Source organism: Streptomyces sp. NPDC048696, assembly GCF_043198895.1.
Taxonomy (GTDB): Bacteria; Actinomycetota; Actinomycetes; order Streptomycetales; family Streptomycetaceae; genus Streptomyces.
The window spans coordinates 426,960-450,420 of sequence record NZ_JBICVJ010000006.1 but is presented as its reverse complement, the minus strand read 5'-3'; the positions used below and the strand labels follow the sequence as shown (position 1 = coordinate 450,420).

Here is a 23,461-nt window from a genome sequence, read left to right as displayed (position 1 = left end):
GCGTCCTGTGTGTCTCTGCTCTCCGGCTTGCGTTCTGCGTCCGGTCGGGGGCTCTGTCGGCGCCGGTCCTATCGGGGTGCACGCGCCGCGCCGGGCGCGACCGCCGACGCGAGCTCCTCCAGATGCGTGGCGGCCGCCGACTCACCGCCCGCCTTGCGGAACGCGTCCCGCAGACGGTGGGCCGCCTCCCGGTACCGGGGTTCGCTCACCACGGCGTCGAGCGCCGCGCCGATCTGCTCGCGCCCCGCCCGGCCGAACCTGACCCGCAACCCGGCTCCGGCGCCCACCACTTGGGCCGCCACCACCGGCTGGTCGTCCCGGATCGGCGCCACGACCAGCGGCACGCCGTGCCACAGCGCCTCCGTGACTGTGTTGTGCCCGGCGTGGCAGACGACCGCCGACATCCGCTCCAGGAGCGCGACTTGGGGCAGCGACGCCCGCACCAGCACATCGGGCCCGGACGCGACGGGCCCGAGCAGCCCGCCGGGGTCGCAGACCACCGCGCGCAGCCGCCCGGTCCGGGCGCGTACGGCCGCCACGCTCTCGGCGAGGAAACGGCCGCCCGCGTCCGGGTTCGCCGTGCCGAGCGTGATCAGGACCGGCGGGGTCCCGGGCGCGAGATCGAGCCACTGCCAGGGGAAGTCCCCGGCGCCGGAGCGCCTGAAGGCGGACAGCGCCGGGCCGACAAACCGCAGGTCGGTGGCGGGGGCGGGATAGGAGCCGACCAGCTCGGGGGTGGTGAAGGCCAGCGTCAGCAGCGGCGAGAAGCGCGGATCGCCGGTGGCCGCCGGGTCACCGATGCGCCGGCGCAGCCGCCCGAGCAGCGCGGTGAGCCAGCCTTCGACACCCGGCAGTCCGGCCATGCTGTCGGCGAGCTCGGCGGAAGTGGTGGACGAGGTCGCGTACGGGACGCCGAGCCGTTCGGCGACCAGCGCGCCCGCCACCGTCTGCTGGTCGCCGACCACGATGTCCGGGCGGAAGGCGCCGATCGCGGCCGCGACCCCGGGTGCCATCGCCTCGGCGAGCGGGCCCAGGAAGTCGTCCCAGAGGAACTTCAGCGCCGCGACCCCGCGCAGCCGCGGCGGCCGCAGCCCCTCGATGCTGTCGGGCCCGGCGCACTCGTACACCTTTGGTCGTCCGTCCACCAGCCGCCCGACGACCTCGGGCCGCCCCGCCCAGGCCACCTCGTGCCCACGGGCGCCCAGCTCGGCGGCGACGGCGGCGGCCGGGTTGATGTGCCCGGTCAGCGGCGGCACGACGAAGAGGAACCGGCTCACCGTGCCGACCCCGTCTCGCTCGGCTCAGCCAACTCCCTCACGTCTGCCGCATGTTGACGGATCCAGCCGAGCGCCAGCTCGCCCACCGTGTCGGCGGCCTCGACCAGGACCGAGTGCTTCTGCCCCGGCACGACGGCGACCCGGCAGCGCGGCAGCAGCGACCGCAGCCGGGCGGCCTCGGCGGCCACCAGGCCCTCCTGCCCGTTGATGAGCAGCACCGGGCAGCGCACCCGCCTCAGCTGCGCGTCGCTGAGGACCCGGCCGGCCGGGATGTCCCGGGCGATCGTCGTGGACCGCACCAGACGTCCGGCGGCCAGGCCGAGCCGGCGGATGTGCGCGTCGTGCCGGGGGTCGCCGGTCCGGGTGGAGGAGAGCGTTCCGTACTGCTCGGTGAACCAGATCAGGGCGTCGTCGTCGGGCATGTCCCCGGCCTGGCGCAGGGCCGCCGACATGGTCTCGGACCAGGCCCGGTTGGCCGGGCCCGACTCGATCACGGTGACGGTGGCGACGCGTTCGGGCCGGTGCACGACATAGTCGAGGGCGACCGTGCCGCCGAAGGAGTTGCCGACCAGGTGGGCGGGTCCGGCGACGTCCAGCTCGTCGAGCAGGCCGTCGAGATCGGCCGTGAAGTGTTCCAGGGCGTAGCCGGTCGGGGGGCGTTCGCTGCGGCCGTGGCCGCGCAGGTCGTACATCACGGCGTCGAACCCGGCGGCGGCGAACGCCGGGCCGAGGGTGAAGTAGAAGCTGGCGAGGCTGTCGATGAAGGCGCCGTGGATGAACACGACGGTGCCGTACGGGTGGTGGCGCCGGGGAGCCAGTCGCTGTACGTGCAGCCCGAGCCCGTTCGCCCGGATCATGACCATCGGACGGCTCCCGGTCCGGGCGCCGCCGCCGGTTCCGCGCCCAGGCACGCCACGACGTGGTCGACGAGGCGTCCGACGGAGAGCGCGATGACCTCGTCGATCTCCAGACCGGCCACGAACTCGGCGAAGTTGACGCGCTCGCCGTACCACTCCTGGAGCTGCGCGGAGAGCATGACGAGGTCGATGCTCTCCAGCTCCAGGTCGTCGCCGAACAGGGTGTCCGGGCGGATGTCGGCGGGATCGGGGGCGTACTCCCCGAGCACCGTCACGATCAGCCCGGCGATCTCGGCCAGCACGGTCTTCTCGTCCGGAACGGGCAACCGGTCGGGAGCGGTCTTCTGGTCCGGCGCTGCGAGCGGGGCGGCGCCGGTCGGCAGTTCGCTGGTGGTCACTGAGCACTCTCCTTGGGGGGCACTAAGGACGTGGTCCAGGCCACGACGTAGGCGGGGTCGAGCAGGGTGCAACGGACCTGGTGGTGGCGGTCGTCGACGGTGACGACCAGGTCCTCGGGGGTCGCGTGCGTCACCGCGAAGGCGTGTGGGCGGCCGCCGAATCCGGTGCCCTCCGCCTTGGCGACCGCTTCCTTGGCCGCCCAGAAGCGGGTGAACCACAGGGCTTCGGAGTCGTCCGTGGCGGCGGTGAGCCGTGCGAGGAGCGCGAGCTCGGCGGGGCCGAGGGCGACGCGGTGGGTGTCGGGGGCGCGGTCGGTGACGTGCTCGATGTCGATGCCGACGGCGCTCGGGCCGGGTCGGACGATCGCCACCGCCAGCTCGCCCCGATGGGCCAGCGACAGCTCCAGCGGCGGCAGCACCCGGCCGTGCACGCCGACGGCGTACGGGCGGCCCGACTCCTCGTTCTCGATCGCGATCTCGGCCGGGAACACCGCGCCCTCGCCGCGCTCCCACAGCCACCGCCGTACCGCGTCCTTGGCCGCGATCCGGCCGAGCAGCCACTGCCGCCGTCCACGCGGCGGCCGCGCCTCGTACACCTCCCGCTCGGCGGCGCCCAGTTGCGTACGCATCAGCAGATCGCGGGAGGCCAGGTCCGGCCAGACGTCCCGGAGCAGGCACCAGCCGCCGGGCCGGGGTTCGGACAGGGCGCGGCGCTCCGGGTATCCCCCGGTCCTGCGCGCGTCGAGCCCCGAGAAGCGGCGGTCGCGCCAGCCCGAGATCTCCGCCCACACCGTGCCGTCGGGGAGTGTGAGGCGGACATCGGCGAGGAGGGTGTCCTCGGTGAGCGAGGTGATGGTGGCGTGGCAGTCGACGGGGGTGCCGGTGCGCGGCTGCGGCCCGTACAGACGCACTTCGCCGATCGCCACCGGGAAGACGACCGTCCGTTCGGGGTGGGTCGACATCAGCCAGTAGCCGAGGAGCTGGCCGACGTTGTCGAGCAGCGCTCCCGGGGCGGGCGGCGCGGTGATCGTGCCCCGCACGTGCGCCGGGCCGACGCCGGTGAGCGCGGTCACGCCCTGGAAGGCGGGGCCGTGGAACATCCACCGGTCCTCGTACAGCTGCGCCGCGCGGATCTCCGCCGGACGCTCGCCGACGGTGTCGAGGGGCGGCGCGGGCGGGGGCGGCGGCCAGGCGGCGGCGAGGTGCACGGTCGCGCGGGCGTACGGGCCGAACGCGACCGCCATCCGGCCGGGGCCCTGCGGGCGGGCGGTGACGGTGACGTCCACGGCCGCAGCCGCGCTGACCCACTTCTCCAGCCGTACGTCGCGTACGGCGACGGCCCGGTGCCCCGGCGCGGCCTCCTCGGCGGCGGCCATGAGGTGGTGCAGGACGGTGGTGGCCGGGACTACGGGATACCGGTCGGCCGCCTCCGGCCAGCCGGGCCGCTGCGGGAAGAAGCAGTGGTCGAGGAGGTGGGGCATCGCCTCCGTGGACACCCGCAGCCGCGTGTGCCGCTCGGCGGGCACCGGCGGGGCGGGCGGATCGACAGGCGCACGCGCCGCCTCCAGCACGGCGGTGACGCTCTCGGCCGTCTCCCTCAGCAACGCGTCGAGCTCGGCGGCGACGGGGTGGCGGCGTACGACCTCCGCGCCCAACGATGGTGCCGGGTACGGCTGTTCACCGTTCGTACGGGGTACGAGCCCGGCCCGGAGCGCGTCGCGGCGGCCGGGGTCGAGGGGGATGAGCGCGGCGCCGAGGTCGAGAGGGGTGGCGGGGCGCGTGCGAACGCCGGACGCGCGAGGCCGTCGGGGCATCGGCTCGTACCCCTCCGCCCACAACCCCGTCTCCACCCGGAGCAGTTGGGCGAGCCCGCCGCGCTGGGGCGAGTTGGCCGACAGGGTGAGGTGGTCGCGCGACCTGAGCGTGTCGTCGATCAGCGAGGTGAGCCGTCCCGTCCCCATCTGGATGAACGCGCGGAACCCGGCCGCGTACATCGCGTCGACGAGTGGGCGGAACCGTACCGGCTCCAGCAGATGGCGTACGAACAGGGCCCGGACCTGGTCGGGGGCGGCCGGGAACGGGGCCGCCGTGGTGCCGGACCAGACCGGGACGCGCGGCGCGAGGATCCGAGCCGCGTTCAGGCCCTGCGTCAGCGGGCCCAGATACGGCGCGAGCATCGGGGTGTGGAAGCCGGAGCGGAACGGGAGCACCTGGCACAGCACCTGCTCGGCCCGCAGCTTCGCCACGAACTCCGCGACCGGCCGCTCGGGGCCGCAGACCATCGACTGGCTCGGGGAGTTGTCGTGCGAGAGCACCACGTCCGCGCGGCCCGCGAGCGCTTCGGTCACTCTGGCCGCCGAGGCGCCGATCGCCGCGAACGCCAGGCCCGGCACCCGCAGCGAGTCGGGGTCGAAGGCCGCGAAGAAGTCGTCGGTGCTGTCGGCGGGGAACAGCCCGCCCGCGATCATCGCCATCCACTCGCCGACGCTGTGTCCGGCCACACCGTCCGGCTCGACGCCCATCGCGCGCAGGGCCGCGTCGAGGACCCGCCCGACCCGCAGCACACCGAGCCCGTGCCGGGCCACGTCCGTCGCCTCGGTGTACGCACGGCCCGGCAGCCGCAGCCCGTAGTGCTCGACCACCTCGTCCACGCGAGGAGCGAACTCCGCTTCGAGGCCCGGGAAGACGAAGGCGACCTTGCCTCCGCCCCCGCTACCGCCGCCGAGGAGCGGGCGCGGGGCGAACCACACGTCACCCCGGCCGCGCCAGGGGCGGCCCGTGGCCACCGCCCTGCGGGCGAGCGCGAGACGCTTGGCGGTCGGATCGACGATCCCGAGCCGGGCGCCGGCACCGGGCGCGGCGGCCGAGGTGTCGCTCCTCGCCAGTACGGTCGCGTCGTCCGCGTCCAGGAGCCGCGCGAGGCCGTCGGCCGACTCCGCGCCCATCCGCAGCACCCGCTCCGGCTCGCGCACGTCCGCACGGGATCGCGTGAGCGCAGCGCGGAGCGGCATGGGCGCGGCTGCCGCCGACTCCCGTACGCCCGGGGCCTGTTCCAGCACCACATGCGCGTTGATCCCGCCGAAGCCGAACGCGTTGACGGCGGCCCGGCGCAGGGGCGCGTCCCAGGGGCGGGCTTCGGCCGCCGGGCGGAAGCGGGTGCGGTCGAGCGCGGGGTGCGGGTCGTCGCAGTGCAGGGTGGGCAGCAGGGTCGCGTGGTGCACGGCGAGCGCCGCCTTCACCAGACCGGCGACGCCCGCGGCGGGCATGCAGTGGCCGATCATCGACTTCACCGAGCCGATGACCGCGCTCCCGCCGACCGCGGAGGGACCGAACACCTCTGCCAGGGTGGCGAGTTCGGCGGCGTCACCCGCCGGAGTGCCCGTGCCGTGGGCCTCCAGGAGTCCGATCGCGTCCGGGGTGCGCGGATCGAGCCCGGCCGCCCGCCAGGCCTGCCGGACCGCACGGGTCTGGCCGCCCGGGTCGGGGTTCATCAGACCGGTGCCGCGGCCGTCGCTGGCCACACCCGTGCCGCGGATCACCGCGTACACCCGGTCGCCGTCGCGTTCGGCGTCGGCGAGCCGCTTCAGGACGACGACGCCGGTGCCCTCGCCGATGAGGATCCCGTCGGCCGCCGTGTGGAACGGGCGGCTGCGCTGGCTCGGCGAGAGCGCGCGCAACTGGGCGAAGACGCTCCACAGGGTGATGTCGTGGCAGTGGTGGACCCCGCCCGCGAGCATCATGTCGCAACGCCCGGCGGACAGTTCGTCGATCGCGCGGTCGACCGCGATGAGCGAGGAGGCGCAGGCCGCGTCGACGGTGTACGCCGGGCCCCGCAGGTCCAGCCGGTCGGCGATGCGGGAGGCCGCCAGATTGGGGACCAGGCCGATCGCCGACTCGGGGTGCTCGGGCCCCAGCTTCTCGGTGAACGCGGCCCGTACGAGGTCGAGTTGGCCGGGGCCGAGCTGGGGCAGCAGTTCACCGAGCGTACGGGTCAACTGGTGTGCCGTCCGCACCCGTTGGTCGAGGCGGACCAGGCCGGGGGTGAGATAGCCGCCCCGGCCGAGGACGACGCCGACGCGGTCGCGGGCGGGCAGCCTGTCCTCGCCGCCCGCGTCGGCGACGGCCCGGTCGGCGACGGAGAGCGCGATGAGCTGGTCGGGCTCGGTGCCCGCGACCGAGTTCGGCATGATGCCGAAGCGCGTGGCGTCGATCGCGGCGAGCCCGTCGACGAAGCCGCCGCGCCGGCAGTACACGCGGTCGGCGGCGGTCTTCTCCTCACCGGGCCGGTAGTAGACCGGGTCCCAGCGCCCGTCGGGCACCTCGCGGATGGCGTCCACGCCGTCGACGAGGTTGCGCCAGTAGGCGTCCAGGTCGGCGGCGCCGGGCAGCAGGACGGACATCCCGACAATGGCGACGGGCACGTGACGCCCCGCCGTGTTCATCGACTCCGCCATGTCACAGGGCCGATGCCGTGTAGACGACGGACCGGGTCGACTCGTCGCCCCACGCCAGCTCCCGCAGCAGGGCGAGCGTGCCCTCCTCGCGGTCGATGAGGGACACCCCGCGCCGGGCGTACTCGCGGGCGAGGTGCGGGGTGACCATGCCGCCGTGCGCGCCGGACGGCGCCCACGGCCCCCAGTGCACGGTGAGCGCCCGGCGCCCGGTGCGCCGGGCCCAGCGCTCCCCGAGTCCCGCGAGGGCGTCGTTGGCGGCGGCGTAGTCGCTCTGGCCGCGGTTGCCCAGTACGGCGGACACGCTGCCGAACAGTACGGCGAGCGGTGGCCCGCTCGGCAGTTGCGCCATGGCGTCCAGGAGCGCGCGGGCGCCGTCGACCTTCGTGCCGTACACCCTGCGGAACGACTCGGGGTCCTTCTCCGCGATGAGCCGGTCCTCGATCACACCCGCCGCGTACACCACCGCGTCGATGTGCCCGTGCTCCGCCTGGATCTCCTTGACCGTCTGCGTCACGGCGGCGGTGTCGCACATGTCGACGACGCGGTAGGCGGGGCGCGCGCCGCACCGGCTCAACCGGTCCATGGTGTCGGCCACTTCGCGCCCGGCGAGTATCGTCCTCACCTCGTGTTCGATCGCGGCGGGCGCGAGCTCGCGCCGGGCCACCAGGAGCGCACGCAGCGCCGCCTCGTCACCGGCGGCCGCGACGTCCGGGTCCGCGGGCCCGGTGGGCAGCGGGGTGCGGCCCAGGAGCTCGATCCGGCAGCGGGCGGCGGAGGCGAAGGCCAGGGCGAGGTCGGCGGTGATCCCCCGGGCGCCCCCGGCGAGCACGACCACCGACTCGCGGTCGAGTCCGAGAGCCGCCACCTCGGCGACCCCGTCCCCGGCGGGTCCGGCGCCGGTGCGGGCGAGCCCGGTGAGCGGATCCTCGACGAGCACGGTCCCGTACCGCCCGGCGGCGGTCCGCAGGACGACGGGGGCACGGTCGGGCGCCGCCAGCTCCGCCACCAGGAACTCGGCCCACCGCGCGGCGGGCGCGGCCGGGTCCAGATCGACGACGCGGGCGGTGACGTCCTCGTACTCCCGTCCGACGGTCCGGAACAGCCCGGGCAACCCCGCTCCCACCTCCTCCCCGGCGCCGGGTGCGGTCCTGGCGCAGATCAGCCACTCGGGCGCGAGCCGCAGGGCGGCCCGGAAGACCTCGAAGGCCCCGGGGAGCAGTGCCCCGCCCCCGTCGGGCGGTGTGTCGCGCACGAGGGCCCCGAGGTGGAACACCCCGTCGAGCGGACCGTCCGTCGCGTCGAGCCGTCGGTCCATGTCGTACGTGACGACCTCGGCGCCACGGCGTACCAACTGGGCCGCCAGTTCCTCGGTGGTCTCGGCACCGCCGCCGAGCAGGGCGAACCGCTTGCCGTGGAGGGAGGGGGCCCGGTCCGCGGCGGGAGGCAGGTCGAGGGGAGTCTGCCGGAGGGTCAGGCGACGGGGGGCGATGCCGGTGATGAGGCCCGGGGTGGACGGGGTGGAAGGGGGCGCGGCATCGGGCGGCGCCGCTTCGGTCCCGGCGTCGTGTGCGGCCGCGGTGTCATGTGCGGTCCCGGTGTCGTGTGCGGTGATCCAGGAGGTGATCGCCGCGACCGTCCGCGCCCGGGACAGCTCCTCCATCTCCGCGTCGTCGAACGTACGGGTCCCCGCGAGATGGCGGGCCAGTTCGCCGACGATCTCGGTGCGTTTGATCGAGTCGATGCTCAGGTCGGCTTCGAGGTCGAGATCGGGCTCGATCATGTCGGCGGGGTAGCCGGTGCGTTCGCTGATGACGGTGAGCACGGCCTGCTCGATGTCGACGACGGGCGGGCGGGGTGCTTCGGCCGTGGCGACGGGTTCCGCCGCGACCCCTGCGGGAAGCGGCGCCGACGGCACGGGCACCGGCGGCAGCGAGGCACCGTTCGACCCCAAGTAGGTGAGGAGCACGTCCCGTTGAGCGGCGACCAGCTCCCTCGTCGTCCGCAGGAAGTCCGAGATGAGCCCCTGCTCCGACGAGTCCCGCTCGGGGGCACGCGCCTCCCCCGCGCTCTCCAGGCCGACCCGCCGAGCCGGTTGCAGGGCTCCCGGCAGCAGCTCGCCGCAGCGGGTGCGGACCAGATGGCCGTCCACCGTCCAGCCGGGCGGCTCCGGCGGTGCCGTCAGCGCGCCCCGGCCCTGGAGGAGCCGTCCCGTACGTACCGGCACACCGGCGACCGCGAGGCGGCCGAGCGATTCCAGGAAGCCGCGCAGCCCGGCGCCGGAGCCCGGCTCGCAGGCGACGGCCAGATGCGGGCGGTCGCCGAGGATCTTGCCGACCAGACCGGTGAGCACCGCGCCCGGGCCCGCCTCGACGAAGATCCGGGCCCCCGCCTCGTACATCGCCTCGATCTGCTCGGCGAACCGCACCGGAGAGCCGATCTGCGCGGCGAGTTCGGCGCGTACGGCGTCGGGGCGGGCCGGATAGACACCGGCGGTCCGGTTGCTCCAGACGGGGAACTCCGCTGCCCGGACGGCGTGTTCGGCCACGTCCGACGCGAACCGCTCGCCCGCGCCCGAGACCAGCGGGCTGTGGAACGCGCAGGCCACCGGAATCCGTTGGGCCCCGAACCCGGCGTCGCGCAGGCGCCCGATCGCCTCGTCCACCGCTTCGGTGGCGCCGGAGACGACGGTCTGGCGCGGCGCGTTGCGGTTCGCGGCCACGACCCGGTCCGCGAGCCCGGCCCCGGCCAGCACCTCTTCGACCTCGACGGGGCTCGCGGCGACCGCCGCCATCGCGCCCGGGTCGTCCCCGAGCGAGCCGAGGATCGCCTGCGCGCGGCGGGCGCTGAGGTCGAGCAGCGTCCCGGGCGACAGGGCCCCGGCGGCGGCGAGCGCCACCAGTTCGCCGTAGGAGTGCCCGGCGGCCATGTCCGGACGTACGCCCGCTTCAGCGAGGATGTGATGCACTGTCAATCCAGCTATTCCCAATGCTGGTTGGGCCATCCGCGTGTCCGTGAGGGTCTGCCGCTGACGTTCCCTGGCCGCCTGGTCAAAGGCTTTCGGCGGGTAGAGGGCGGAAGCATACGCCCGTCCCTCCTCCACATAGCGGGCCGCCTCCGGGAACGCCACCAGCAGATCGGCGAGCATGCCGGGCCGCTGGCTGCCCTGCCCGGGGAAGAGGAACGCCACTTTCCGCTCATCGCCTTCGAAACGTCCCTCCGCCCGGAAGACACCTCGCGCCGACTCGCCCGCCGACGCCTTCGCCAGCAGTTCCCGCAGCTCGTCGACACCGTCGGCCACGACCGCGATCCGTACCGGCGCACTGCGCGTCCCGGCCCGGCGGGCCGCCATGAGGGCGGCGTCCCGCAGGCGTACGCCCTCACCGAGTTCGCCGAGCAGCCACTGCGCCTCCCGCCCGGCCGCCGCCTCGTCCGCGCCCCGGAACAGGAACAGCTCGGCGGGCCAGGCGTCGTACCCCCGCAGCGGCGGCACACTCGCCCCGTGGGCGGTGAGCACCGCGTGGAAGTTGGTGCCGCCGAAGCCGAAGGCGCTGACCCCGGCGACGCGTTCGGCCGCCGGTGTGGCCCAGGGCCGAGCCTCGGCGTGGAAGGCGAAGGGGCTGGTGTCGGCGTCCCAGGCCGCGTTCGGCTCCTGGAGGTGGATCGTCGGCGGAGTGACGCCCGTGTGCAGGGCCAGCGACGCCTTGATCAGTCCGGCCAGACCCGCCGCGCACTTCGTGTGGCCGATCTGCGACTTGACCGACCCGAGCGCGCAACTGCCCGGCGCCGCGCCGGACTCGGTGAACACGGCCGTCAGCGTGGCGAGTTCGGTGCGGTCGCCGACCACCGTGCCCGTGCCGTGCGCCTCGACCAGGCCCACCTGCGCGGGCGAGAGACCGGCGATCGAGTACGCCCGTTCCAGCGCGGCCCGCTGACCTTCGGGCCGGGGTGCGGTGAGCCCGAGCGAGCGGCCGTCGCTCGCGCTGCCGATGCCCTTGATCACGGCGTACACCCGGTCGCCGTCCCGCTCCGCGTCGGCCAGGCGCTTCAGCGCGACACAGGCGACGCCCTCGCCGAGGACCGTGCCGTCGGCGGCCGCGTCGAACGTACGGGAGCGCCCGCTCGGGGAGAGCGCGCGGACGGACGAGAAGAGCAGGAAGTCGTTGACGCCGTTGTGCAGGTCCGCGCCGCCGCACAGCACCAACTCGCTGCCGCCGGAGGCGAGTTCCTTGCAGGCGACGTCGAGCGCGGCGAGCGAGGAGGCGCAGGCGGCGTCGACGGTGTAGTTGGCGCCGCCGAGGTCGAGGCGGTTGGCGATCCGGCCCGCGATGACATTGGCGAGCATGCCGGGGAACGAGTCCTCGGTGAGCTTCGGCAGCTGCTCCTCGATCGCCGCCGGGATCTCGCCCACATACGCGGGCAGCACGGTGCGCAGCGTGGTCGCGCCGGACAGGTCGCTGCCGGACTCGGCGCCGAAGACCACCGACGTACGGGAGCGGTCGAACGGCCGGTCGCCGTACCCGGCGTCCTCAAGGGCCCGCCGGGCGGCTTCGAGGGCGAGCAGCTGCACCGGTTCGACGCTGCCGAGCGAGGCGGGTGGAATGCCGTACGCGAACGGGTCGAAGGGGATCCTCGGCAGGAACCCGCCCCACCGCGACGGGGTCGTGTCGGCGCGCTCGCCCGTCGGGTCGTGGTAGACCGCCGGGTCCCAGCGCTCGGCGGGCACCTCGGTCACCGCGTCGACGGCGCCCACGATGTTCGCCCAGTACGTCGCCAGATCGGGGGCCTGCGGAAACATGCAGGCCATGCCCACGACAGCGATGTCGAGCGGCGCCGGGGCCACGACGCTCTCCTCGACCGCCACCGGTTCCGGGGACAACTGCCGGGCGCGCCGCCGTGCGAACGCGGCGGCGCCCCGGGTCACGGCCTCGTGCAGCGCGCCGACGGTCGTCGCCGCCGAGCGCAGCACGGCGACCTGCCCGGCCATGAACATCCCCTCGCCCAGCTGGCGCCGCTCGTCGACCGGCCGCAACCCGCCGTCGCCGCGCTCCACGCCCTTGCTGGCGATCCGCAGCCGCCCGATGTTCAGCCGCTCCAGCTCGGCCCACGCCTCGCGGTCGGGCACGCCGTCCGCCCGCAGGCGTTCGCGTACGGTCGCGTAGTCGTCGGTGTACGGGCTGGTGACACAGCGGGTCGCATGGCCCGGCGCGCTCTCCAGGAGGGCGGTCGCGCCCGCTTCGATCACCTGGCGCTGGAAGAGCGGCTGGATGGCCCCGCACTCCACGGCCTCGGCGGTGAAGAGGTAGGCGGTGCCCATGAGGACGCCGACCGCGACCCCGCGCGCGGCCAGCGGGGCGGCGAGGGCCGCGGCCATCGCGGCGGAGCGCTCGTCGTGGATGCCGCCGGCGAGCAGCACTTCGAAGTCGCCTGCGGCACCGGGCGAACCGGCCACGTACTCCTCGATGACCGCGAGCTGCGCCTCCCAGAGGGGAAAGCTGTTGCGCGGCCCTACGTGACCGCCGCATTCGGCGCCTTCGAAGACAAATCTACGCATGCCCATGTCAATGAATTGGCCGAGAAGCGTCGCCGAGGGCACATGCAGGAACGTCCGGATGCCCGCCGCCTCCAACTCGGCCGCCTGGGACGGACGGCCGCCCGCGACGATCGCGTGGGTCGGGCGGACGGCTCGCACGGCCTCCAGTTGCTCCGCCCTGATCCGACCGTCGGTGAAGCCGAGGATGCCCACACCCCAGGGCTGTTCGCCCAGCTCGGCGCGGGTGCGCTCCAGGAGGGCGCGGCTCTGCTCCCCGTCCGACAGGGCGAGCGCCAGCATCGGCAGTGCCCCCTCGCGGGCCACGGCCGCCGCGAAGCCCGCCTGGTCGCTGACCCGGGTCATGGGGCCCTGCACGAGCGGCAGCCGGGTGCCGAGGGCGGCCGCCATGGGCGAGCCGGGATCCAGCACGCGAGCGGCGTCCGGCTCGTCCACGACGGCCCCGATCGCGTCGCGCACCCCGCGCACCGCGCCCGCCACCGTGCCCCACCGCTCCGCGAACCGGGCCGCGAGGAACCCGTCCTGCCCGATGGGGAGTCGCAGACCGGTACGTTCGCGCCGCAGCGCCCGGACGCCGTCGACCACGGTCGTGTCGGAACCGTCCGTGGTGCGCAGCGCCGCCGCGAGCTCGTCCGGCAGCCCCGACTCGTCGAGGAGCGCCAGCTGGACATCGAGGACGACCCCGGCCGCCCCGCCGACGACGGCCGCCGCGGCCGTCCGTGGACCGATGCCCCCGCACGCCCATACGGGCAGGTCGTACGCCGGGTCGGACAGCAGTGCCTGGAGCAGTACGAAGGTGCTCAGCTCGCCGGTCCGGCCACCGCACTCTCCGCCGCGCGCGACGAGCCCGTACACACCCTCGGTCGCGGCGGAACGGGCTTGCGCCTGGTCGTGGACCTCCACCAACGTGCGGGTGCCTGCGGGCAGTTGACCCACTCGCCATGACGATGACGCGTCGGCGGCGAGCATCACCACGGCCGGGAACACGACACCGCACTCCTCGGCCAGCTCCGCCGGAGTGAGCGCGCAGGTCGGCCCGACCCGGACGCCGAAGCCGTCGGGCGTCCAGCGCCGCAGCAGGGCGAGCGCGTCGCGGGCACTACGGTCACCCGCACCCAGGTCGAGCACGCCCAGTCCGCCGGCCCGGCGGACGGCGGCGACGAGGCGTGGGTCCGGCAGACCCAACGGGCTTAATCCGACGACGAGTTCACGGTTCTGCGCGACGGGCGTCATGGAGACTCCGAATCAGACCTGTGGGGAGATGAGGGGGGTGGCGGCGACGGCGGGCCGGCGTGCTCGGGGCGGCGTGGCCCGCCGGGCAGCCGGAGGCCTGGCTGCCCGAGGGCGACCGGCCGCCGGGGCGGGACTCGTACCGTTGCCGGGAGGTGCGGTGGGTCCGGGGCTCGGGCTGGGGCGTGCGGGACGGGGAGGGGTCGCCCGTGGCCGGTCCGGTGGTCGGGCCGGTGGCCGGTGCGGGCGTGGTGCCGTGCGCGTCGACGCGGCCATCCGCCGGACGGCCGGAGCCGACCATACCCATCGGGACGGACAGCTGCCAGGGCGCCTGGCGACGGGTAGCGGCGCGCGTGCAGGTATCAGTGACGTGCCGCCGGGTCGTCGCGCTGCCTCGCTCTCCCATGGGTGCGTCACCCTCCCTGACGACTCGTCATATCTGGCACTTCGTCATGTTGCAATGAGGCGTCGATGGTCGATTTCGGTGTATCGGGCAGCGAGACGGCGCCCCGCACGGGCCGTACCGCCCGGAGCGAACCCCCGGCCACGGAACTCCCGCACAAGGGCAAATTACACGCACGTGAATTCTCGAATTCGACTGCCGCGCAACGAGGCAGGCGTGCTCGGTACCCGCGAATTTTTGTGCGCCGGAGACAAGAAATACGGTGGCGGCACTCATCGCGGTGACAAGAAGCGGGGATTCTCCGAACCCTTCGACAGCCTTGCATATCCACGCCTTGACCGGCCACCTACTCGCAAGTAGTTTACGCATCCGAAACGCGGAACTTTCCGCCCTTCACACGCCCTAGGCCCAAGTGTTCGCGCCAGTTCCGCACTGTCCGTACAACACGAGAGGTGGCTCATGGGAGCTTTGGAGAGAAAGGCCGGGGCGCGATCCGTGCTGGCCGTCGCGGCAGCGGGCGGCGTGGTCGCGGGACTGCTCGGCTTCGCGGGCGCCGGGAGCGCACAAGCGGCTCCCGCAAAGCTTGTTCAGCAGTACGACTGTGTATTCCCGCTGATCGGCAATGACCCGATCGAGGCGACGATCACGGCCGACATTCCGACCCAGATCGAGGCGGGAACGCCGTCACCGGCGTTCGAGGTCAACGCGGCCACGAAGGTCAGCTCGCGCGCGGCGCAGGGGCTCGGGCTCGTCGGCGGCAAGACGCTGGAGGGAAAGGCGACGGCGAGCGTCACCGTCTACACACCGGACGGGCCGCTCTCCGGGATCGGCGTCGAGAACACGGTCGCGAAGACCAACATCCCGAGCCCGCCCGCCGACTTCACGGTCAACGCGAAGGGCAACGCGCCCTCCCTCACCTTCAACACGCCCGGCGACGCGCGCATCGAGGTGGACGGCATCAATCTGCACGACATGATCGTGCGGGACGCCAACGGCAAGCCGATCCAACTCGTCACGGGCAAGGACACCTTCGACGCGCCCTGCACGCTCAAGTCGACGGGCAAGGTCCTGGCGGCGTTCAAGGTCGTACCGAAGAACCCGACGAACCCCACCAACCCCACGAATCCAACGAACCCGACCAACCCTACGAACCCCACCAACCCGACCAATCCAACGAACCCTACGAACCCAACCAATCCCACCAACCCCACCTCGCCCGGTGGTTCGACCGCTCAGCAGAATCTGACGGCGCAGGTGAAGGCCGTGGCCGGGACGCTCTCCATGACCCAGCCCGGTGACAGCGTGGCCCTGTCCTCGGTGAACCAGGGTGCGGGCGGTGTCTCCAGCGGCAATCTGCAGACGGTCACCGTCAAGGACGGCCGCAACGGCGCCACCGGCTGGTCGCTCACCGGCAAGGTCAGCGACTTCACCGGTACGGCCGGGTCGATCGGCGCGGACAAGCTGAGCTGGAAGCCCGCCTGTGTGACGGCCCCCGGCTCCAAGAGCAACTGCGTGGCGGGCTCCGAGGGCACCGTCGGGACCGTCGGCGCGACGCTGGCCAGTGCTCCGGACGCGGCGGCGACCGGCGGCCAGTTCGCCGTGGACGGCGGGCTGTCCCTGAACATCCCCGCGACCGCGGCGGCGGGCGACTACAAGGCCGTGCTCACGCTGACCCTGACGTGAGTCACGCCTCCCCATGGGCCGGCCGCACACCGCGACCGGCCCACCTCACGTCCCCGGCTCCCCTCCCTCCGCCCCCTCCACAGGTGAGATACGTGGGTGAGATACGTATGAGACAACCGCATGCGAGACCCGTCCTCCTCGTCGTCCTCGGTCTGCTCGCGGTGTGCGCGTTCGCCGCGCTGCCCGGCACCGCCGCGCGAGCCGCCGACAACGGCCGCTGGTCCGTCTTCCCGGTCGCGCAGGGCGCGAAGAACGCGCAGCCACGGGCGTACTTCCGGATGACGGCCGACCGTGGCGCGACCGTCCGCGACCAGGTGACGGTCAGGAACCTCGGCGCCCGTGAGACGACCTTCCAGCTGTACGGGACGGACGGCTACAACACCCCGCGCGACGGCGGCTTCGCGGTGCGCGGCAGGAACGAGCGGATGAACGGCGTCGGGGCCTGGACGCGGCTCGACCGCTCCGAGGTCACCATCGCGGCGGGCGGTGAGGTCACCGTCCCCTTCACCCTCACGGTGCCCAAGGACGCCGAACCGGGCGACCACCCGGGCGCGATCGTCGCCCTCGATCCGCACCTCGGCGCGTCCGGCGGCAACGGGGTCGCGGTCCAGCAGGCCGTCGGGGCCCGGGTCTACCTGAAGGTCAACGGCGCGCGCGTGCAGAGGCTGCGCATCGAGGACGTGCGGTTCCGCTACACCGCGCCGCTCGTTCCCGGCGCGAAACGCGCGGCGACCATCTCGTACGCGCTGGTCAACAGCGGCAACGTGATGCTGTCCCCGCAGGTGAGCCTGCGGGCGAAGGGGATGTTCGGACGCACCTCGTTCGAGCCGCCGGGGCGACGGCTGCCCGCCGAACTGCTGCCGGGCCAGCGCGTCGAGGTCACTCAGCGGTGGGTGAGTCCCCCGCTCGTGGACTGGGGGAACGTAGAGGTCACGGCCAGTGACACGGCCGGGAACCTGGTGGAGAGCGCGGAGGTCGACTACGCGACGGTGAACTGGACGGTTGTCGCCCTGGTCGGCATGGTGGCGGCGGGGCTAGTGGTGTGGCTGGTACTGCGGCGCCGGGCGGCGGCCGGGCGGGTCGAGCTGGTTGCCTGAGCGGGTTCATGGATGCCCGATGCGGTTCCGCGCACCTGCAGGGGCGCGGGGAACTGCGCGACAAGCCACGCACGGTCCGCAGCCGAATGACCACACTCCCGCGGAGCGCTCAGTCGGCGTCCCCTCGAATACGACGCGGCAGATAGTGCGCGCCCGCGATACCCGCCGCGCCCAGCAGTCCCGCGCCGGTGAGCAGCGCGCCGACGGTGGTGGCTCCGGTACCGGCGAGGCTGCCGCCGCCGTGGCTGCCGGCCGACCCCTCGCCGGGTCCGTTGACGTGGGTGGTCAGGTCGGTGCCGCCACCGCCGCCGCCCGTGGTGCCCGCGCCGGGCGTGGTGGCCGTGCCGCTGGGGCTCGGGGTGCCGCCCGGGCCGGTCGGGGCGGGGCCGGTCGGGGTCGGGCCCGACGGGGTGGGGCCGGCCGTCGACGTCGGGGTCGGCGCGGGTCCCGTGGGCGTCGGGGCGGTGGGCGTCGGGCCCGTCGGGTCGGCGCCGGTGATGGTGAACCGGTGCAGTGTCTTGTTCTGGTCGGTCGGCTTGAGCGCGCACGTCGCCTCGAACACGTCGCCGAAGGGCGGGAGTTGGACGACCTTGCCCGCCGCGTCCCGGGCCGTCAGCCTCAGCGTGATGCTGTTGACGTCGATGGTGGCGGCGCCGGGTCGGCGAAAGGAGAGCGAAGGCGCCGAGCCCGACGCCTTGACCTCGAAATCCTTCGGCGGGCTCGGCACCCCGGCCTTTTCGACGGTGTTGTCGATGCCGACGTCGAGCTGTTCCCCGCCCGGCAGATTCACCGTGGCACTCGCGGACGCGACCCCTTCCACCGTCTTCGCGCCCACCAGGCCGAGTCCCTGCGCGGCCCGCGCGCTCACCGTGGACAACGCGTCGATCCTTATCGCGCCCGTCTGCGTGTTGACCGGAATCGCAGCGGGCAGATCGGCGCTGATCGCGACTTTCAGCGAATCGGCCCCGATCAACGGGAACTTGCACTCGTACGTCTGCGAAAGCTTCGCCTCCACGGCGGCCGCACTGCCCGTTCCGCACGTCAGAAGCGCGGCACCCGTGGCACCGACGACTCCCGCGACCACCAGCGCGGCGGAGCCGCAGCGCACACGTCGCACCCTCGTCCCGCATTCAGGAACTCCCATACTCCGGGGAAGATAATGAAGGGCCGGAGGGTGGTCAACAGCCGTTACACGCAAAAGCCGAATCGGGCCTCCATGCCGCCGAGAACACGCACCTCGCGACGGAAAAAGACCGCGTGATTCGTCATTCGATGCCAATTCCCCATTCCCTGCCGCTCGATGGCGAATTTTGCCTTGACCCTCACCTTACTCCCCAGTAGTTTCCCGAGCCGAAAGACGAGAGTATCGCTCCCTTTGCACCGGGGGCCCCGCATCCGTTCGCGCCCGTAGCACGCAACGCGAGAGGCAGCTCATGGGAATTCAGAGAAAACGGCCCAGAAGGACCCTGCCCACGTTGGCCGTCGTCACCGCCACCGGCGTGGTCGCCGCCGTGGTGTCCGTCACCGCCGCCGGGACCGCAACCGCCGTACCGGCCAAGCTGGTTCAGGACTACTCGTGCGTATTCCCGCTGATCAACGCCGACCCGATCAAGATCACCATTACGGCGGACATCCCGGCGGAGATCCAGAAGGGCCAGGCGACCCCGGCGTTCGAGATCACCTCGGCCACCCTGGTGAGCTCCCGCGCCGCACAGGGCCTCGGCCTGGTCGGGGCGAAGACGCTGGAGGGCAAGGCGACCGCCGACGTCACGGTGAACACGCCGTCGGGACCGCTCTCCGGCATCAAGGTCGAGAACGACGTGGCCAAGGGCGACATCCCCAGCCCACCGGCCGACTTCACCGTCGTCGCCACGGGGCACGCCCCCTCGCTCACCTTCGACCAGGTGGGCGACGGCAGCATCGACGTCAACAACATCTCCCTACACGACATGATCGCGCGGGACGCCAACGGCAAGCCGGTTCAACTGGTCGCGGGCAAGGACACGTTCGACGCCGCCTGCACCCTGACGTCGACCGACAAGACCCTGCACCGCTTCAAGGTCGTGGACAACAACCCGACGAATCCAACGAACCCCACGAACCCCACGGATCCGACCAGCCCTACCGACCCCACGAACCCCACCAGCCCGACGAATCCAACGAACCCGACCAACCCAACGAGCCCTACCAACCCCACCAGTCCAACCAACCCTACGAACCCCACCAATCCAACCGACCCCACCACCCCTCACCCGCCCATACACCTCAGCTACGGCCTCACCGGTAGCTCCTCCATCAAGGCCGCCAACGGGACCGCGACGCTCGGGGGCGGTATCGAGGCCGACTTCGACCTCGCGTCAGGCTCGTACAAGGCGGACCTGACGCTCGACCCGACCACCGGCAAGTTCTCGATCCTCGGCTTCCTCCCCGCGACCGCGAAGATCGAGTTCCAGCAAGTGGAGCGGACGACCGGCACACTGAACGCCGCCGGTGACCTCACCGCCAAGTCGCGTATGTACGTGAAGCTCCCCGAGATCGCGATCTTCGGCATCCCGCTGGGCGGCGGCGCGAACTGCGGGACCGGTACCCCGGCCGACGTCAACCTCACGTCGGACGGCCGGTTCGACCCGCTGGGCGGCGGCAAGCTCAAGGGCGTGTACACCCTGCCCGCCCTCAAGAACTGCGGCGCGTTCAACGACATCCTGAGCGCCTTCACCGCCGGGCCCGGCAACGCCATCGGCATGACGCTGGCCAAGAAGGGCTGACCCAACCTCAAGGACCGGAAGGGCTACGAAGGGCTGACCTGCCCCGCCGAGTCGGACTCATGGGCCGGTTCCCGCGCCCCGGGCGTCGGGAGCCGGTCACTCGTCGCCCTCGGCGCGGCGAGGGCCGCCGTCAGCCTCCCTCGCAGCCCCACGACCCGCGCCCCCGCCCCGCGCAGGAACCCGGTCGGCAGGAACACCAGGTCGGCCACGACCATCGAGAGCGAGAAATACGGCAGGCCGAGCAGCAGCCCGATGCCGATGTGCTCGGCGAAGAGCAGTGCGAGCAGCACGTTCTTGGCCCGTCGGTCCAGGACGCTGAAGGGGAAGGCGACCTGGACGAGCACCGTCCCGTACGTCAGCGCGAGAACGATCAGGGGGTGCGAGGTGAGCGCGTGGGAGAGCGCGGGATACGGTTCCAGCCAGTCGAGCCCCGCCGACCAGTACACCGCCGTACCGTCCTGCCAGGACGCGCCCTGGATCTTGTACCAGCCGGCCGACGCGTACAGCAGACAGACCTGGATCATCAGCATCAGCACTCCGCCGTTGTGCAGCAGATGCCCGATGAGTTCCAGCGTGCGGCGTGGGCCCGGGCGCTCCCGGAGCCCCCGCCACACCGCCTGGCCCGCCCAGCACCCCCACAGCAGCAGCGCCCAACCGCCGGTGAGCTGCGCCGCGAGCGTGGCCCAGGCGAGGGCCAGACCGCAGACGGACCACAGGATCACACCCGTACGGTCCCGCGCATCCTTGAGGCTCCGTCGCCCGCCCCGTGCGTCCAGTGACCACACCTGCCCGCAGCGCGTGAAGGCCAAGTAGATCGCGGTGATACGGAAGATGGTGTCCCCCGCGTTCAGCACGTTCTCGTTGCGGTGGTCCAGGGACAGGACGCTGATGACGAACAGCAGCGAGGCCGTGCGAGTGCGCCAGCCCACCAGGAGCGCCGCCGCGACCGCCGCCGAGAGCAGATAGAACACCTCGAACCACACCTGGCCGCCCGACCAGCGCAGCACACTGAAAGCGTGGCTCTGGTCGAGCGCGTGCTCGGCGAGCCGCCGACTCCATGGGGCGTCCGGCCCCCACATCCGCTCGCGGCGCGGGAACTCATGGACCAGCAGGAGCAGCCAGACCCCGCCCATACCGATCCGTACGGCCGCGCTCTGATACGCCCACACCCGCGCGTCACACGCCCGCGCCAGCGCCCTGTCGAACGTCAATCTGCCTCGCACCTCGGCCAGTTGGTCCGTCATGACGTACGCCCTTCCGCGAAGTCATCCGCACCCACCGGCCACCACGGATAGGTGCGCACGACCGGCGCGGGGGTGGCTCCGCCGCGCTTCCAGGGCGGCGGCGGGACGGTGGTGTCGGTCGAGCGGAACTGGATGCGTTCGAGGCGCGCGCCCTTCGGGGTCGCGGGCAGCCGGGACAGCGCGAGGCGCTTGAGGTACTGCTCGCTGTCCAGGCCGCGCGGGCCGACCGGCCGCTGCTCGGCGTCGTGCGAGGTGAGCAACGCCGCCCAGGCGGTGGTGAGTTGCTGCCGGATGCGGCTCGGCAGCGGGTTGCCGCGCAGCTCCGCGAGATCCTGGGCGGTCAGGTCCTGCCAGTTGCCGGTCCGGGTCGTGCCGTCCGCCATCCGCAGCTCCGTGCGGGCGCCGACGGCCGTCATGGTCCGGGTGATCTCCGGCGCGAACAGCTGCCAGCTCTGTACGAACTCCGGTGCCATATAACTGTTGAGCCCGGTGCCCAGGGAGTCGGTGGCCGCGTTGTGCGGGGCGAGGTAGAGGAAGGTCGCTCCGGTGTGGACGAGCAGGCCCACCGCGACGGCGGCCGCCGCGACGAGGACGGCCGCCCGCTGCCGCCGCGAGAGCGGGCCGGGGCCCTCCGCGGTTCCGGAGTCAGGAGCCATCGCCCGCTCCCTGTCCGCCCGGAGCCGCGTTGTCGGCCGCCGCGCAGCCCGGGTTCTCGTCGAACGCCGCCTTCAGCTTCGGGTCCGTCCGCAGATCGTCCGCCGGGCCCTTGTACGAGCCCACCGCCCGCAGGGACGTGCCCGCCGCGTCCAGCGCCGAGTTCAGCGACTTCTGGTCCGTGACCTTCGCTCGGGAGAGCGTGGCCGCCGCCACCCCCACCGACGCACGGGCCCGGTCGAGACGGGCGAGGGCCTTGCCGAACGCGGCCGCCCCGCCGTCCACCGGCGGCGCCCCGTCCTTCCCCATGGCCGTCCGCAACGCCCCCAGCCGGTCGCCGAGCGCGGTGAGGAAGGTGACCATCTGGCGCTGGGCGCGTACCGGCTGCGTGCGGTCCACCGTGGGGACGGCGAGCCGGGCGCCGCTGTCCGTGAGATGCCGGCAGACACCGGCCGCCCAGTCCACCTCCGGCGGCGGCTGGGACGAGGATCCGCAGCCGGTGACCGCCAGACAGACGGCCGCGAGCAGCGCGGCCGGTGCGGCCGCTCCCGCCGTACATCGTCGCACCACGTGTCTCACCTCTCGCTGCTCGGGGCGCGGTCGAACGTGTCGATGGACGCGATCCGCCAAGTGCCGTCCCGGCGGACCGCGTCGACGGCGAACATCGCGGCCGCGACCGTGGTGCCGCCGCCCTTGCCGGTCCGGGTGCTGCTCTGGTCGGCGAAGACCAGGACCCGCGCCCGGTCGCCGTCGACGACCTCCACGCCGCTGTCGGTGACCGTCGTGGTGAGCACCAGCTTCTGCGCCGGTCCCTGCTCCCGGACCGGCGCGATCATCGCCCGGTACTGCCCGACGGCCGCACCGGTCAGCGAGGTCTTCGCCGCGGCCTCGCTCCTGGCCGGGTTCATGTGGTCGTACGAGAAGATCCCCTGCACGGCGTCGTCGACGACGCCCTTCACCTCGCTCGTACGGGCGGTGTCGGCCAGCGCCGTGTTGTGCCCGGCGGAGTCCGCCCGCCGGTCCTGGCCCTGGACGTACGCCACGACGGAGAAGGCGGTGAGCGCCGTCGTCAGCACGGCGAGCAGGAGCGGCCGCAGGAGCGTGAGCGGCTTCGCCGTGCGGCCGGACGCACGTGCGCTCGCACCCCGTTGCCGGACCGGGCGCGCGACGGTCGGGCGTGCGACGGGCAGGCGCGCGACGGATGGGCGGGCGGCCGCCAGGCGGCGCTGCCGGTTGACGAGATGGCGGGTGGTCGACATCGGGGCCTCCGGGTCAGCTGCCGCTGGGGGTGGACGGGCCGGTGGAAGGCGTAGGGGCGTCGCCGACCGGCGCCTGGCCGAGTCGGCTGAGCTTCCAGCCCGCCGAAGTGCGGGTCAGTTCGCCGAGCATCCGGCTGTCCTTGGTGGTGCTCTTCTTGTCCGCCGTCACGACGGTGATCCGGATCGCGACCATCACCCGCGCCCGCCCGGCCCGTTCGTCGAGCTCGGTGACCGCGCCCGAGAGCACCTTGGCCGTGGTCGCCGTTCTGGCGTCCCGGACCTGCTGCTCGAACTGTGTTCTGCTGCCCTTGAGTTCACCGAGCAGATCGCCGGTGGCGGACCGCTCCCACACATCGAGGCCGCGCGCCAGGTCTCCGTAATCGAGGGTGTTCATGTTCTGTACGGCCTGCTCCCCGGCCCGGAGCGCCGCGTCGCGGGTGCGTGCGAACGCGGCCTGCTCGTCGTGCGCCGACGCGTACCAGGAGCCGCCCGTCCAGACCGCGCACGCCAGCGCCAGTGCGGCCACCAGGAGCATCACCGCCGTGCGCGACGGCCGTCCACGCGCCGCCCGTTCCCTCGTCATACGTGCCAT

The 23,461-nt window shown here is 73.2% G+C and carries 14 protein-coding genes; 3 read left to right on the top strand and 11 right to left on the bottom strand.

The genetic code is table 11. From position 1 onward, the window contains the following. Positions 1 to 68: 68 nt before the first annotated feature. The 5 genes from ACGFRG_RS15985 to ACGFRG_RS15965 are packed head-to-tail and all read right to left on the bottom strand — an operon-like array spanning position 69 to position 13,767. Positions 69 to 1,277, bottom strand: coding sequence for a glycosyltransferase (locus ACGFRG_RS15985; RefSeq protein ID WP_393264314.1), 1,209 nt, complete (start codon positions 1,275 to 1,277; stop codon positions 69 to 71). Further along, entirely contained in the window at positions 1,274 to 2,140 is an 867-nt protein-coding gene (locus tag ACGFRG_RS15980) for an alpha/beta hydrolase (RefSeq protein WP_361419255.1), read from the bottom strand. Before ACGFRG_RS15980 ends, ACGFRG_RS15985 begins: the two co-directional genes overlap by 4 nt. Further along, positions 2,131 to 2,532, bottom strand: a complete 402-nt coding sequence (locus ACGFRG_RS15975) for an acyl carrier protein (RefSeq protein ID WP_393264311.1) — start codon at positions 2,530 to 2,532, stop codon at positions 2,131 to 2,133. The genes ACGFRG_RS15980 and ACGFRG_RS15975 overlap by 10 nt, the downstream gene beginning before the upstream one ends. Beyond that, a complete protein-coding gene (locus tag ACGFRG_RS15970; protein ID WP_393264308.1) occupies positions 2,529 to 6,986 on the bottom strand; it encodes a beta-ketoacyl synthase N-terminal-like domain-containing protein in 4,458 nt (1,485 codons plus the stop codon). Before ACGFRG_RS15970 ends, ACGFRG_RS15975 begins: the two co-directional genes overlap by 4 nt. Before the next feature lies 1 nt (position 6,987). Beyond that, positions 6,988 to 13,767 carry an SDR family oxidoreductase gene (locus ACGFRG_RS15965; RefSeq protein ID WP_393264305.1) on the bottom strand — a complete coding sequence of 2,260 codons (6,780 nt, stop codon included), beginning with the start codon at positions 13,765 to 13,767 and terminating at the stop codon, positions 6,988 to 6,990. A gap of 859 nt (positions 13,768 to 14,626) precedes the next feature. Between ACGFRG_RS15965 and ACGFRG_RS15960 the strand changes: the two genes are divergently transcribed. After that, positions 14,627 to 15,850, top strand: coding sequence for a DUF6801 domain-containing protein (locus ACGFRG_RS15960; protein ID WP_393264302.1), 1,224 nt, complete (start codon positions 14,627 to 14,629; stop codon positions 15,848 to 15,850). 107 nt (positions 15,851 to 15,957) lie between these two features. Beyond that, the gene (locus tag ACGFRG_RS15955) at positions 15,958 to 16,947 is read left to right on the top strand and encodes a DUF916 domain-containing protein (protein WP_393264299.1); all 990 of its coding nucleotides are present in this window, start codon (positions 15,958 to 15,960) and stop codon (positions 16,945 to 16,947) included. Between the two features lie 109 nt (positions 16,948 to 17,056). Here ACGFRG_RS15955 and ACGFRG_RS15950 read toward each other — a convergent pair whose 3' ends face one another. Beyond that, positions 17,057 to 18,055, bottom strand: a complete 999-nt coding sequence (locus tag ACGFRG_RS15950; RefSeq protein WP_393264296.1) for a DUF6801 domain-containing protein — start codon at positions 18,053 to 18,055, stop codon at positions 17,057 to 17,059. Positions 18,056 to 18,422: 367 nt separating this feature from the next. On the opposite strand from ACGFRG_RS15950, the gene ACGFRG_RS15945 reads away from it, so the two are divergent. Then, entirely contained in the window at positions 18,423 to 19,712 is a 1,290-nt protein-coding gene (locus ACGFRG_RS15945; protein ID WP_393264293.1) for a DUF6801 domain-containing protein, read from the top strand. A 23-nt stretch (positions 19,713 to 19,735) separates the two neighbouring features. Here the strand turns inward: ACGFRG_RS15945 and ACGFRG_RS15940 are convergent, their stop codons facing one another. The 5 genes from ACGFRG_RS15940 to ACGFRG_RS15920 are packed head-to-tail and all read right to left on the bottom strand — an operon-like array spanning position 19,736 to position 23,461. Beyond that, the gene (locus ACGFRG_RS15940) at positions 19,736 to 20,956 is read right to left on the bottom strand and encodes an HTTM domain-containing protein (RefSeq protein ID WP_361419279.1); all 1,221 of its coding nucleotides are present in this window, start codon (positions 20,954 to 20,956) and stop codon (positions 19,736 to 19,738) included. Continuing rightward, complete coding sequence (locus tag ACGFRG_RS15935) at positions 20,953 to 21,612, bottom strand: DUF5819 family protein (protein ID WP_393264290.1); 660 nt, start codon at positions 21,610 to 21,612, stop codon at positions 20,953 to 20,955. Before ACGFRG_RS15935 ends, ACGFRG_RS15940 begins: the two co-directional genes overlap by 4 nt. Continuing rightward, a complete protein-coding gene (locus tag ACGFRG_RS15930; RefSeq protein WP_393264288.1) occupies positions 21,602 to 22,177 on the bottom strand; it encodes a hypothetical protein in 576 nt (191 codons plus the stop codon). Before ACGFRG_RS15930 ends, ACGFRG_RS15935 begins: the two co-directional genes overlap by 11 nt. An 8-nt stretch (positions 22,178 to 22,185) precedes the next feature. Then, positions 22,186 to 22,869 carry a hypothetical protein gene (locus ACGFRG_RS15925; protein WP_393264285.1) on the bottom strand — a complete coding sequence of 228 codons (684 nt, stop codon included), beginning with the start codon at positions 22,867 to 22,869 and terminating at the stop codon, positions 22,186 to 22,188. A 13-nt stretch (positions 22,870 to 22,882) separates the two neighbouring features. Continuing rightward, complete coding sequence (locus tag ACGFRG_RS15920) at positions 22,883 to 23,461, bottom strand: hypothetical protein (protein WP_393264282.1); 579 nt, start codon at positions 23,459 to 23,461, stop codon at positions 22,883 to 22,885.

Bases quoted from the DNA above. Each gene is read 5' to 3' on its own strand.
- ACGFRG_RS15980 (WP_361419255.1), bottom strand. From the start codon at position 2,140: ATGGTCATGATCCGGGCGAACGGGCTCGGGCTGCACGTACAGCGACTG.
- ACGFRG_RS15970 (WP_393264308.1), bottom strand. From the start codon at position 6,986: ATGGCGGAGTCGATGAACACGGCGGGGCGTCACGTGCCCGTCGCCATT.
- ACGFRG_RS15965 (WP_393264305.1), bottom strand. From the start codon at position 13,767: ATGACGCCCGTCGCGCAGAACCGTGAACTCGTCGTCGGATTAAGCCCG.
- ACGFRG_RS15960 (WP_393264302.1), top strand. From the start codon at position 14,627: ATGGGAGCTTTGGAGAGAAAGGCCGGGGCGCGATCCGTGCTGGCCGTC.
- ACGFRG_RS15955 (WP_393264299.1), top strand. From the start codon at position 15,958: ATGAGACAACCGCATGCGAGACCCGTCCTCCTCGTCGTCCTCGGTCTG.
- ACGFRG_RS15940 (WP_361419279.1), bottom strand. From the start codon at position 20,956: ATGACGGACCAACTGGCCGAGGTGCGAGGCAGATTGACGTTCGACAGG.
- ACGFRG_RS15935 (WP_393264290.1), bottom strand. From the start codon at position 21,612: ATGGCTCCTGACTCCGGAACCGCGGAGGGCCCCGGCCCGCTCTCGCGG.
- ACGFRG_RS15925 (WP_393264285.1), bottom strand. From the start codon at position 22,869: ATGTCGACCACCCGCCATCTCGTCAACCGGCAGCGCCGCCTGGCGGCC.
- ACGFRG_RS15920 (WP_393264282.1), bottom strand. From the start codon at position 23,461: ATGGCACGTATGACGAGGGAACGGGCGGCGCGTGGACGGCCGTCGCGC.